At 43.4% G+C, this 13,055-nt stretch carries 13 protein-coding genes; 12 read left to right on the forward strand and 1 reads right to left on the reverse strand.

The genetic code is table 11. From position 1 onward, the window contains the following. Positions 1 to 128: 128 nt before the first annotated feature. The 10 genes from AAEO56_RS03245 (at position 129) to AAEO56_RS03290 (ending at position 9,476) form a co-directional block, all read left to right on the forward strand. Entirely contained in the window at positions 129 to 1,394 is a 1,266-nt protein-coding gene (locus tag AAEO56_RS03245) for a hypothetical protein (RefSeq protein ID WP_341695593.1), read from the forward strand. 278 nt (positions 1,395 to 1,672) lie between these two features. Further along, entirely contained in the window at positions 1,673 to 2,281 is a 609-nt protein-coding gene (udk, locus tag AAEO56_RS03250; RefSeq protein ID WP_341695594.1) for a uridine kinase, read from the forward strand. 113 nt (positions 2,282 to 2,394) lie between these two features. Beyond that, the gene (locus tag AAEO56_RS03255; RefSeq protein ID WP_341695595.1) at positions 2,395 to 2,760 is read left to right on the forward strand and encodes a four helix bundle protein; all 366 of its coding nucleotides are present in this window, start codon (positions 2,395 to 2,397) and stop codon (positions 2,758 to 2,760) included. A 39-nt stretch (positions 2,761 to 2,799) separates the two neighbouring features. Continuing rightward, positions 2,800 to 3,147 (forward strand): FtsB family cell division protein, encoded by a 348-nt coding sequence (locus AAEO56_RS03260; RefSeq protein WP_341695596.1) that lies wholly within the window; start codon positions 2,800 to 2,802, stop codon positions 3,145 to 3,147. 9 nt (positions 3,148 to 3,156) lie between these two features. Then, a complete protein-coding gene (locus AAEO56_RS03265) occupies positions 3,157 to 4,521 on the forward strand; it encodes a methylmalonyl-CoA mutase subunit beta (protein WP_341695597.1) in 1,365 nt (454 codons plus the stop codon). Positions 4,522 to 4,530: 9 nt separating this feature from the next. Continuing rightward, positions 4,531 to 6,174, forward strand: coding sequence for a T9SS type A sorting domain-containing protein (locus tag AAEO56_RS03270; RefSeq protein ID WP_341695598.1), 1,644 nt, complete (start codon positions 4,531 to 4,533; stop codon positions 6,172 to 6,174). Positions 6,175 to 6,214: 40 nt separating this feature from the next. Next, entirely contained in the window at positions 6,215 to 6,451 is a 237-nt protein-coding gene (locus tag AAEO56_RS03275) for a hypothetical protein (RefSeq protein ID WP_341695599.1), read from the forward strand. Beyond that, positions 6,441 to 6,731 (forward strand): type II toxin-antitoxin system RelE/ParE family toxin, encoded by a 291-nt coding sequence (locus AAEO56_RS03280; RefSeq protein WP_341695600.1) that lies wholly within the window; start codon positions 6,441 to 6,443, stop codon positions 6,729 to 6,731. The genes AAEO56_RS03275 and AAEO56_RS03280 overlap by 11 nt, the downstream gene beginning before the upstream one ends. A gap of 14 nt (positions 6,732 to 6,745) precedes the next feature. Beyond that, positions 6,746 to 8,878, forward strand: a complete 2,133-nt coding sequence (gene scpA, locus AAEO56_RS03285; RefSeq protein ID WP_341695601.1) for a methylmalonyl-CoA mutase — start codon at positions 6,746 to 6,748, stop codon at positions 8,876 to 8,878. 313 nt (positions 8,879 to 9,191) lie between these two features. Beyond that, positions 9,192 to 9,476 (forward strand): hypothetical protein, encoded by a 285-nt coding sequence (locus AAEO56_RS03290; protein WP_341695602.1) that lies wholly within the window; start codon positions 9,192 to 9,194, stop codon positions 9,474 to 9,476. 64 nt (positions 9,477 to 9,540) lie between these two features. Here the strand turns inward: AAEO56_RS03290 and AAEO56_RS03295 are convergent, their stop codons facing one another. After that, entirely contained in the window at positions 9,541 to 10,359 is an 819-nt protein-coding gene (locus tag AAEO56_RS03295; RefSeq protein WP_341695603.1) for a hypothetical protein, read from the reverse strand. Between the two features lie 61 nt (positions 10,360 to 10,420). Between AAEO56_RS03295 and AAEO56_RS03300 the strand changes: the two genes are divergently transcribed. Then, entirely contained in the window at positions 10,421 to 11,056 is a 636-nt protein-coding gene (locus AAEO56_RS03300) for a carbonic anhydrase (RefSeq protein ID WP_341695604.1), read from the forward strand. A gap of 49 nt (positions 11,057 to 11,105) precedes the next feature. Beyond that, on the forward strand, positions 11,106 to 13,028 hold the full coding sequence (locus AAEO56_RS03305; RefSeq protein ID WP_341695605.1) for a choice-of-anchor tandem repeat GloVer-containing protein: 1,923 nt from the start codon (positions 11,106 to 11,108) through the stop codon (positions 13,026 to 13,028). Positions 13,029 to 13,055: the final 27 nt, after the last annotated feature.

Genomic DNA, 13,055 nt, shown 5'->3' on the forward strand with positions numbered 1-13,055 from the left:
ACCGTATCAAACTTTATTATACGGATTTAAATGAAATTCCGTTGTAGAGACGTTGCAGTGCAACGTCTAAAATAGAATTATTTATCAGCGTCCTTTTCGTTCAGCACCTTAATTAAAACTCTTTTATTGTGAAAATGCAATTCCGAAAATATCAAAGGATCAACTTTGATAACTATATAAAATTTTTCATCCTGATAATAAGCTGTTCTGCTTTCGCACAGCAATATACCATTTCGGCAAAGCTATCCGGCATTAAGGAAGACGGCCCACATGTCATTTACATAGGTTCGCAGTTCAGGAGCCTTACTGATGAGCAACCGGAGATCATCAGGATACTGGACAGTAAAAATAAAGAGGTGCCTTACTTTTTAGAGTATGTTCCCTCTACAGTAAACGCGCAGGGTTTTAAGCAATATCCCATCATTTCGAAAGCGAAAGTAAAGGGTAAAACCTCATCCGTGACAATTGAAAACACAGATGGCAGCAAAATGCAGGAACTTACTTTGGCTATAGCCAATACCGATGCCGTAAAGACCTATAGCATCAGCGGAAGCAATGACAAAAAAGAATTTTTCGGACTTGTGAACGGCCAGGTACTGAGTGGCCTGTACAATCCTGCCGATACCCGTGTGTACAAAACACTGTTCCTCCCGCTGCACAATTACAAATACATTAAAATAGAATTTGACGATAAGAAAACTCTTCCGGTAAATGTGCTGGAGGCAGGTCAGCTTACCGAAAGCATAACGCCCATAGCCATGGAAGAGGTTGTTCCCAATGTGACAATCAAGCAGTCGGAACGCGGAAGGAAAACGCTGATCACAGTAAAGCAGGCACATTGGATACTCATTGACAGAATGGTATTCGACATCAAAGGGCCATCCTTCTACAAAAGGAATGCGCGTATAATGGTAAACCGTGAAGAAAAAGTCAAAAGAAAAGTGCGTAAAACCGTTTCCGTTATCGAAGAGTTTGAATTGGATTCGTCTACCAAGAATGCTATTGACTTTACGCATTTTGAGGAAAAGGAATTCATAATAGAAATAGACAATAATGACAATCCGCCACTGGATATCAAATCTGTAAAATTCTACCAGGTGCCGCTGCGCCTTGTTGCCGACCTGAAAGCCGGCGAAAAATATACCGTAGTTACCGGCAACACCCAACTTGGTGCCGCAGAATATGACTTCATCAACTTTAAAGACAAGATGCCAAAGAACCTTCCGGTCGCTGTTCTATCCGATGCTTCAGCAATCAACACCGGCAAATCTTCTAAAGACGCCTCAACGCACAGCCCCTGGATCATGTGGGTATGTATTGCTGCGGGTGCGGCTATCGTGATCTATTTTTGCATAAGCATGGTAAGGGATATGAAGGATAAGGAAAAAAGGTAAATAGGTTATACCACAGAGGTCGTCCTTCATTGAAGCGAATTTTACCACAACGACACAAAGGAAAAGCACTAGGGACACAAGGATGTACATTATGCCTTGTGTCCTTTTTATCAATTCGGGACTTGTGAACTCTGTGTAAATCTTCGTGAACTTTGTGGTAAAAATTTGTTGTAAAGGACTCAACCTGAAACTACGTTTTTATATGGTTAAAAATTGACCTTAGATATTCTAAACCCTGATGATAATTGTTACTTTTGCAAAAACAAAAACAACACTAAATGCTTATCATCGGAATTGCCGGCGGGACCGGAAGCGGTAAAACTACCGTTGTACACCAGATCATGAACGAGCTGCCGCTTACCGAAGTAGGCATCATCAGCCAGGACCACTATTACCGCGAAACCACCAACCTTAGCTACGAAGACCGCGCCAAGATCAATTTCGACCATCCGCGCGCGATCGATTTTGAGCTGCTTACAGAGCACCTTAAAGAGCTAAAAGAGGGCAATGTGGTACCGCAGCCTGTCTATTCGTTCGTTACCCACAACAGGACGGACGATACCATAATGACGCATCCAAGAAAGGTAATGATCGTTGAGGGTATCCTTATCCTTGCCGATTCGAAATTAAGGGAACTGTTCGATATTAAGATATTTGTGCATGCCGATTCTGACGAAAGGCTGATACGCCGCCTTAAGCGCGACATCGCCGAAAGGGGTCGCGACATGGACGAGGTGCTTAACCGCTACCAAAATACGCTTAAGCCCATGCATGAGCAGTTTATTGAGCCAACGAAAGCCTACGCTGACATCATCATCCCGAATGACAAATACAATACCGTGGCGATCGATGTGGTGAGGGCGGTTATAAACCAGAAGATTCTTTAATAAATTCCAAATAGCAAGCACCAAATATCAAATAAATTCCAAGTTCCAAATCTCAAATAACAAACCTGGGAGAAATTCCAAATAGCAAATAACAAACTTTAGTAGCGTAAGTCATGGAGCAGCAGAGAGTATATAACCTCGAGGAACGGACTTTTCTTTTTGCTAAAGACTGCAGGATGCTCATGAAAAAGCTGCCTCGGACAATAGAAGTGATTGAAGATGGGAAACAGCTGGTAAGATCGTCAGGTTCTGTCGGCGCTAATTATATTGAGGCAAACGAATCGCTAAGTAAAAAGGACTTTTATTACAGGATAAAAATTTGCAGGAAGGAAGCCAAAGAATCTAATTATTGGCTTTCTTTGCTAAAGGTTTGCAATCAGGAATTTGAAGGTGAAATAAGCATATTAATACAGGAAGCCACAGAACTAAAAAAAATATTTTCGTCGATACTCGAAAAAGCACCATTAACACCGTCCTAAGTTTGTTATTTGGGATTTGCTATTTGGAATTTAACACATATGAATTTTTTCAAAAAAATAACCGTCAACTATCCTTTTCTCAAATTTCTGGGGAGCAGGTATATATTGGTTATTATTTTTGTAAGTGTATGGATGCTTTTCCTTGACAACTATTCCTATTTTGAAAAAAGGGTGCTCGACAAAAAAATTGAGGAGCTGGAAGACAACAAGCAATACTACCTCAACGAGAAAAGGAAAGACAGCGCTGCGATAAAGCAGCTGAACAACCCTGACCAAACTGAGAAATACGCACGCGAAAAATATTACATGAAGCGTGAGAATGAAGATATTTATATCATAGAATATGAGGGCGATACCCTGGACGAGGAAATAACAAAATCACTTTAAAAGTATAGCATGAGCAGCCTGTTTAATGATTTCGACCCGGTTTCTTCCAAGCAGTGGAAACAGCAGATACAATATGAGCTTAAAGGTGCTGATTATAATGAAACACTGGTTTGGGAAAGCCCCGACGGGATCAAGGTTAAGCCTTTTTACCACACCGATGAATTCAATGAGCCATTGGCATCGGGTGGGAAAGCCGCTTCATTCACCATTTGTCAGAACATATTCGTACATGATGTCGAGAAGTCGGCAGGGCGGGCAATGAGTACCCTGAAACGCGGTGCAGAAAGCATCCGTTTCACCATAAACGATGAAAATACCGATGTTATCAAGCTTCTTGCAGGACTTCCTGCAACGGTGCCGGTTTACTTCAATTTGGGTTTTCTTTCAATCGATTTCGTAAAAAAGCTGGATGCCATCGCCAAAGAAAAAAGCGCAGCCTATTATGTTCAGCTTGACCCCATAGGCCAGTTGGCAAAAGAAGGCAACTGGTTCTCCAATATGGAAGCCGACCTTGAGACCCTTAATACCATTTCCATCGCCTGCCCAAACATCCATTTTTTAAGCATCGACGGAAAGCTGTACCAAAATGCCGGGGCAACATTAGTACAACAGGTAGCGTATATTTTGGCGCATTCCAATGAATATTTCAACCGCATTGCCACAATAAGCAAACCGGTTGTGGTACAGGTCGCAGTGGGCACCAATTACTTTTTTGAGATCGCAAAGCTGCGTGCCATAAGGCTGCTGGTTAACCTGATTGCAAAGGAGTACGAACACGACTTTGATTGCCACATCATAGCTACCCCTACAAAACGCAACAAAACGCTTTACGACTACAACGTCAACATGCTGCGTACCACCACCGAATGCATGAGTGCTATACTCGGCGGTGCAGATACGGTAGCTAACCTTGCTTATGATGCACTGTACCATAAAGACAACGAGTTTGGTGACCGCATTGCACGAAACCAGCTATTGGTACTGAAGCATGAAAGCTATTTTGACAAAGTTAACAACCCTGCCGACGGCGCCTATTATATAGAGGAGCTCACACAGCAGCTTGCCGAAAAAGCGCTTGCCCTGTTTAAGGATATCGAAGCTAACGGAGGTTTCCTGGGGCAGTTGCGGGAAGGCACTATCCAGCGCAAGGTCGTGGAAAGCGCCGCCAAAGAGCAGGAGCTTTTCGACAGCGGGAAAGAAGTATTGCTGGGCACCAACAAATATCCGAACAAAAATGACAGGATGAGCCACGACCTGGAGTTGTTCCCATTCGTAAAAACCAATCCAAGGAAAACACTTATTGCCCCGATAACAGAACGAAGACTGGCGGAAAAGATGGAGCAGGAAAGGCTGGCGGGAGAAGATAAAAACTAATAATTAAATATGAGAAAAATTACCCTATTTATTCTATTTATATCAGGCTTTGGTAATATGGCACTCGCCCAGGAATTTGACTGGGTATTTATCCCACCAGCAGAAGAAGGCAATACAGCATTTATTTCGCCTAAAGTTTTGGAAAAGGATGGGCATGGCAATGTTTATATGAGCTGCGTAAGTAGTTGCCAGTCTATCTCCTTTGGGGACTATGAATTTGAAGGTGCTCCGGAAATTGAAGGCCGGAATTATTTGGTAAAATTTGACAGCACAGGAAATGTACAATGGGTTAAGAGTACTAAAGTTGAGGAAACGGCATATACTGGAGCAATTGCTTTTGACACACCCGGAAACGTGTACACTGCCGGATTTTTTCATGGCAGCTATGTGCTTGGCAATATAACGCTGGAAACCGAAGAGAACCAATACTGCGCATTCGTAGCTAAGTCCGACCCGAATGGGAATATCATTTGGGCGAAAAAACCAGCGACTACCGGCGAGGGTTTTCATGGAATCGAAGCCGATGGTATGGCGCTGGATCCTGAAGGTAACATTTATGTAGTAGGCAGGATGAGTGGGGACACGGCGATCTTTGGCAATATTACAGTACCTATAGTAAATAACTCCGATTTTTTTATAGCCAAATTCGATAATAACGGAGATGCTTTGTGGGTGCAAACGATCCAGAATCATAGTGTGCATCAAATCCCAAGTCATTTGGTTTGCGACAGTTCCGGCAATTTATACATGTGCGGCAGTTATAATAATACACTATCCATAGGCAATACAACATACGGCACAGAAGGGGAAAGCTCAACCTTTATGGTAAAGTATAATCCCGAAGGCAACCTGTTATGGGCAAATTCAAATACTGTAAGCGAGTCGGATATATATGCAATAGATATAGCGATGGATACCCAAAATAATGTTTATACCGCAGGCAATTTCTATATGCATACCGTTTCTTTTAACGGGATAGAGGTAACCAATTCTGATACAGAATGGCAAAGCGAACCGTATGTTGCAAAATATGACACTTACGGTGTAATACAATGGGCTAAAACAATTGGTGGAAGCATTGACAACCAATACATGTGGAGCATAGATACTGCAGGCGGAAATATTTATGTGAGCGGTTATTTTGATTCTGATGTAATTCATTTTGGTGAAACCACATTCGCAAGGGAAGAAGGAGGCACAAGTAGCTTCATTGGCAAATTCGACACTGACGGAAATTATCTTTGGGCAGAGCAGATCGAAGGACAATCCGTTTTTCAGCGCTTCATTACAGTAGATACAGATACAAACTCACTTTACGCATCGGGTATTTTCGATAACGTAAAATTTGGAGGCCAGACTTTTAATGCAAGTGTATCTACAGGAAGCGCATATGTGGCAAGATATGATATTGGAGGAGGATTGGCGAATGCCGGTTTCAATAAAGAAACCATGTCGCTATACCCAAACCCCGCAAAAAACATCCTAAATATAAATAATGAGTCTGCTTTAGGACAAATCTATGCAATAATCGACATGACCGGAAGGACCATAAAAAGCGGCATCGTTGAAAATGCTATTGATATTTCGTCACTCTCTTCAGGATTATATACATTCACAACAAATAATGTAAGCGCGAAATTCGTTAAGGAATAAAGGAAATATAATATTTGGTATATTTACTAAAAAAGCAATTATGGAAGCTATAAGGCAATATGTAAAAGTAAACGGGCGCAACATCAGTATTACGCTACCGGATGATTTTGATGCAGATGAGGTTGAGGTGATTATTTTAGCAAGGAATAATGATTATGACGATATACTTACTGATGAAATGAAAGCTATGCTTGACCAAAGGGTGAATGAACCAACGGAAAATTATATTTCCGGAGAAGAATCCCTTGAACAGATCAGGAAAAGATATGGCTTATAAAATAGTTGTCTCTCCAACTGCGCAAATAGAGATCTATGATGCGATGGATTATTATGATGAGATAAGTATCTCTTTAACTGCAAAATTCTATGCTGACTTGCAAAGCTCATATAGTGCGTTGTTACTTAATCCTGATTACAGGATATTTTATAATAAACTAAGGATGATTCCTTTAAAAAAATTCCCCTTTATATTGCTATTCACAATTAATGGCAACGAGATAGTAATTAATGCTTGTTTCCATACTTCAAAAAATCCTAAAAAATATCCAGGAAAATAGTATTAGATTCTGTAATGAGAAAAAACCTCCAACATATTAAGCTTCAGGTAAACCCGAAACCAACGGCGCAAAACCTTAAACCGGATTTTGTTACTGCTGAAGGGATTACGCTTAAGCCTGACTACACCGCCGAAGACATCGAAAACCTGGAACACATCGCTTTCGGGGCGGGCTTTGCGCCAAACCTTCGCGGGCCGTATGCGACCATGTATGTGCGCCGCCCGTGGACTATCCGTCAATATGCCGGTTTCTCTACTGCAGAAGAGAGCAACGCTTTTTACAGGCGTAACCTTGCCGCAGGGCAAAAAGGCTTATCTGTAGCATTTGACCTCGCTACGCACCGCGGTTATGACAGTGACCACGAGCGTGTTGTAGGCGATGTGGGTAAAGCAGGTGTGGCGATAGACAGCGTCGAAGACATGAAAGTGCTTTTCGACCAGATACCGTTGGATGAGATGTCGGTCTCGATGACCATGAACGGTGCGGTACTGCCCATCATGGCCTTTTATATAGTCGCCGCCGAAGAGCAGGGCGTTAAGCCGGAACTGCTTTCGGGGACGATACAGAACGACATCCTGAAGGAATTCATGGTACGGAACACCTATATTTACCCTCCTACTCCATCCATGCGCATCATTGCCGATATCTTTGAATTCACGAGCAGGAAAATGCCTAAATTCAACTCGATAAGTATCTCTGGCTACCACATGCAGGAAGCCGGGGCAACGGCCGATATTGAGCTTGCTTATACATTAGCTGACGGACTGGAATATATCCGTACAGGGCTTGCTGCAGGCATGAAAATAGATGAATTCGCACCGCGCCTTTCGTTCTTCTGGGCTATTGGGATGAACCATTTTATGGAGATTGCCAAAATGCGTGCGGGCCGTATGCTATGGGCAAAATTGCTGAAGCAGTTCGAACCGAAGGACGAGAAATCACTCGCCCTGCGCACCCATTGCCAGACCAGCGGGTGGAGCCTTACCGAACAGGACCCTTTCAACAATGTAGCCCGTACGTGTATAGAAGCGGCGGCAGCGGCCTTTGGAGGGACACAGTCCTTGCACACCAATGCTCTCGACGAGGCTATTGCACTGCCAACCGATTTCTCGGCGCGCATTGCCCGTAACACACAGATATTCTTACAGGAAGAAACCAAAATAACAAAGACCGTCGACCCGTGGGCAGGAAGCTACTATGTGGAAAGCCTGACCGATGAGCTTGCCAAAAAAGCATGGGCGCTTATTGAAGAGGTCGAAGAACTTGGAGGCATGACCAAAGCCATTGAGGCCGGTATACCGAAACTCCGCATCGAGGAGGCAGCCGCACGCAAGCAGGCACGCATCGACAGTGGACAGGACATCATTGTAGGCGTGAATAAATACCGCCTCGATAAGGAAGACCCATTGCATATCCTTGATGTGGATAACCAGATGGTGCGCCGCCAGCAGCTGGAGCAACTGGCAACAATAAAGGCAACACGGAATACAGAAAAGGTAAAAGAATGCCTTGATAACCTTACTGCCGCTGCAAGGTCGGGAGAAGGGAATTTACTCGAACTCGCTGTAGAGGCCGCACGCCACAGGGCAACCCTGGGTGAGATAAGCGATGCGCTGGAAACAGTTTACGGAAGGTATAAAGCACAAATAAGATCATTTAGCGGAGTGTACAGTAAAGAGATAAAGAATGACGAAAGCTTTGAAAAAGCGAAACAGCTTGCGAATGAATTTGCGAAGCTGGAAGGCCGCCGACCAAGGATAATGATCGCCAAGATGGGCCAGGACGGGCATGACCGCGGTGCAAAGGTAGTAGCAACAGGCTATGCCGACGTAGGTTTCGATGTGGACATTGGCCCGCTATTCCAAACGCCTGCGGAAGCGGCCAAACAAGCCGTGGAAAATGACGTGCATATATTGGGCGTATCGTCATTAGCCGCAGGGCATAAAACCCTTGTGCCACAGGTTATTGGAGAATTGAAGAAGTACGGCCGCGAAGATATTATGGTCATTGTAGGTGGCGTAATACCCGCACAGGATTACCAGTACCTGTTTGATGCCGGAGCTGTAGCGGTCTTTGGGCCTGGTACTAAGATAAGTGAGGCGGCTATTAAAATATTGGAGGTGTTGATCAAAGGGTTTGAGGAGTGATATAATATAAACTTACATTATAATGGGAATTACTTATTCTGAAACAAAACTACATTGGAATTACTTCTTAGCGATAGAAGAAGATTTCATTAAAACTTCCCGATATGTAGAATTTAGTGAAAGAAATTCTGAATCCTATTCGTTAGAATTTGCTAGATTAATTATGTCCGCATCATCTGAAGTTGATGTTGTTATGAAATAAATATCCAAGCTCTTAGGAAGCCAAGCTGATAACATTCATCAATATAGAGATGTTGTAAACCAACACATTTCAGACTTTAATAACCATATTATTTTCATGCCTTACTATGGAATGGAAAACAAACCGTGGGATCGTTGGCAAATAAATGACGTACCATTTTGGTGGACAGCCAATAATAAGATAAAACATCAAAGAGCAAATCACTTTGAAAAAGCAAATTTAAAAAATGCTTTTAATGCAATAGGAGCATTGTTATTGACAGTGACATATTTTTACAAATTGAAATTAGAATCTGAAAGAGGAAAAACTATTTCTTGGAATTATGTTACTCAGAATTATTTACGACCTAGCACATCGGTAATGAGATTAGAGGATAAATTTTATAATGAATGGTGATTATAAAAAAACTATTACTCTAAAAGCATTGATAATCCCAGAAGCCTGCAATTGCAGGCTTTCTTTATTGAATCGTATCCTTAATAATAGTATCGATTTCATCCCTGTAAAATTCATACAATTCCGTTTCCGGATCAGGCTTTGCCCTTGTAAATTCATAGGTTGGCGTGCTTACCAGTTCGGTATCAAAGTCATTAAGTATTCCTATATAGGCTCCTTTATCTGCGGTGTAATCTGAGTCATACAACGCATCTTCTATCAATGATATAAAATCCTTCCTGCCTTCGGCGGACACCTTGTCCAGATCGTCTACTTTCATCAGCACAAGTATCCTGCCGTCTTTCACACTCGTAAAATATTTAAAATTAAACCTGTCCATCTGATCGGTCACATTAGCATCAACATAGTGCTTTATCCTGAAGGCAATGGAATCACTTTCCTTATCGGGACGATTGGTCAGTTTCTTAATATCGTTCTCATATTGTGTGGAATACAAGCTATTTTCTTCCAGCTTGGAACTGCTTCCCTTTTTTACATTTTCAATGAAACTCATGGTGCAGGTTACAAAAAAGAATAGTGCAGCCACCACAAAGACACCAAGAAAGTGCCAGGCCGGCCACCTTTTTTTAAATATGATTTCCCGCTCTGTAAGCATATTATGTATTGGGCCTGTAAACTGGTTTTCCGTAAATGTCTTTTGGCATTTGATACAGGTTACTGTTGCAAAATGGCCTAATGGAAAAAAGGGGATACTCAGAATGTGGAAATATTTGGCATGCCTTGCAGCCATAAGAGAACTTTGACTTTCACAGGCGTGGCATGACAGGTTGTTCAGTGGGAATACGTCTATTTTAGTGGAATTCGTTCCGATGATATAGTTCACGTTACATAAATTGCGGGTGGCTTCAAATATATTATTATTTTTGACAGTAAAACCTATCAGAATGGATATCAGGAAAATTTTTGATAATAATAAGGCATGGGTAACCCAACAGCTTGAAAACGATAAAACATATTTTAATAAGCTGTCGCAGGGGCAATCGCCTGCCATATTATATATTGGGTGTTCGGACAGCCGCGTTACCGCTGAAGAACTTATGGGACTGCAGCCCGGCGAAGTATTCGTACACCGCAATATTGCCAATGTGGTACCCAACACCGACCTCAATGTAATGTCGGTTATTAATTATGCTGTGAGCGTGCTCAAAGTAGACCACGTAGTAGTTTGCGGCCATTATGGGTGTGGCGGGATCAAGGCTGCAATGCAGAATACCGACATGGGTATACTCAACCCGTGGCTGCGCAACATCAGGGATGTGTACCGCCTTCATCGAAGGGAACTAAGCGCGATCGAAAACGACGAACGCCGCTACGAACGCCTTGCCGAACTCAATGTGCAGGAGCAATGCATCAACGTAATTAAAACCGCCGAAGTGCAAAAAGCCATTGCCGAACGCGGCCTTACGGTCCATGGCTGGATCTTCGACATCCATACAGGAAACCTGGTCGACCTTGCCATAGACTTCCAGGACATCACAAAAAATATCGTGGATATTTACAGGATTGACCGTGAATCCTGATTAGGGTAAACACCTGTTTAGTTGTTATTGATAGTAAGCGAACCAACTTATGACAAAACACTACTTCCTTGCTTTTTTATTAGCCTTGTGCTTTAACCTGTCCAGTGCCCAGCAGGAGATTTGGGGCACGGTAGCCAATGGCGGCCAATACGGTTATGGTTATATTTTCCGTTCGGATGCTAATGGCGGCAACCTTACCATAATGCATCATTTCAGTGGCATTGATGGCTACAGCCCCGGCGCATTGTTGGCTTTAAGCGATAACAAGCTGTACGGTGTTACCACATCGGGCGGACAGATAGGCACAGCTATTGACTATACTTATTCCAGCGGCGTGATGTATGAATATGACATGACCACTAATGCCTTTACCATACTAAAAGAGTTTACCGGCACGAATACCGACCTGCCGGGCGTAATGCCTATGGGTGACGGCAGAAAGGGCTTGACAGAAGTTTCTCCCGGGATCATTTACTCCAATATACGTATGGGTAATAGCGATCGTGTTTTTTCATACAACACACAAACCAATACATTTGCTTCTATCGGGGTACTGCCTGAATTTATTGGTGGTTCGGGAAGCAACACCTGGGGAATGCGGCTTGCCGGGTCGCTTTACAAAGCAGATGACGGCTTCCTTTACGGATCTACCCACGAGCGGTCGCAATGCCCGGTCGCGGTACCAATGACAGGCTCCATCGTAAAGATTAACCCTGCGAACGGTGCCATAACGATACCTTACATTGCGCCTTGTGCCTCATTGGAACAGGGGGATCGGTTTAACAGTGATTTTGTGACGTACAATGGCGAGCTTTACGGCACGACGCGCCAGGGAGGCACGACTAATAATGGGGCGATATACAGCTATAAACCTTCTACGAACACGTATACCAAACGCCACGACTTCATGGGTGGCCTTATGGGAAAACAGTCGGCTTATATGGTAAAAGCCCAGAACGGGAAATTCTACGGAACTGCCGCTGCCGGGCTGCCTCAGGCCAATCTGCCGGGCGGTGGCGGGATACTCTACGAATTTGACCCTGCGACTAATACTTTCACCAAAAAATATGATTTCCTTATAGAGACTAGCTGGATCATGGAAGTGGGCATTTACCCTTCGGCACTGATAGCCGGAAGCAATGGAAAACTTTACGGAACCACGCAGAACGGCATTTATGAATATGATATAGCAACCGGAACTATCCTCCCGAAAGGGCGCTTCCCTATCGAGTTTGGTGCAGCCTATTCCTTTCCGTCACTGACATCAGTTTGCCGTAAGCCATCGTATGTACCTACTCCCTTTTTAGCGGTGCCAACATGTGAAGGAGCCTCTTTCAGCCACGACCTGCAAAGCGATAATACGGAGTCGGTTACCTGGTATCACAACAATGTTGCCGACACCTCGCAAACCGGGACAACACTATCCTTCGCAAGTCTGACCGAAGCCGATGCGGGTACGTGGCGCGCAGAGCTCATCAACGAATGCGGCGTAACGCAGGCACAGCCCATAACCATTATAATAGCATCGCAGCCGGAAGTAATAGCCAATGATGCAACCCTCGAAACATTGGCTTTCGCCGAAAGTTACCAATGGATAAACTGCGATACAAATGAAGATATCCCGGGAGCTACAGATGCCATTTTTCAGCCGGAAGCGAATGGGAATTTTGCGGTAATCACGACTACAGGAACCTGTATCATTACCTCTGAATGTTTTGCGTTTACAACAATGAGTATCGATAATCCAAAGCTAAATGACAGTATTTTTATATTTCCGAATCCCGTGCAGGATGAACTTTACCTCAACACAAATGAAGTTGTCCTGGCTGGGGAAATACATACTATGCTCGGTCAATGCATCTTAATTTTTAGCACTGAGAAAACCAATGTTTCCGCACTCCCCGGAGGAACTTATCTTGTGAGTGCCACTACCGAGAAAGGTATTTGGCGCGGCAAATTCGTGAAGCAATAGTTTAGGACAGGCTATTTTGGTCTAAAG

The organism is Flavobacterium arundinis, from assembly GCF_038289855.1.
In the GTDB taxonomy this organism is placed as follows: Bacteria; Bacteroidota; Bacteroidia; order Flavobacteriales; family Flavobacteriaceae; genus Flavobacterium; species Flavobacterium arundinis.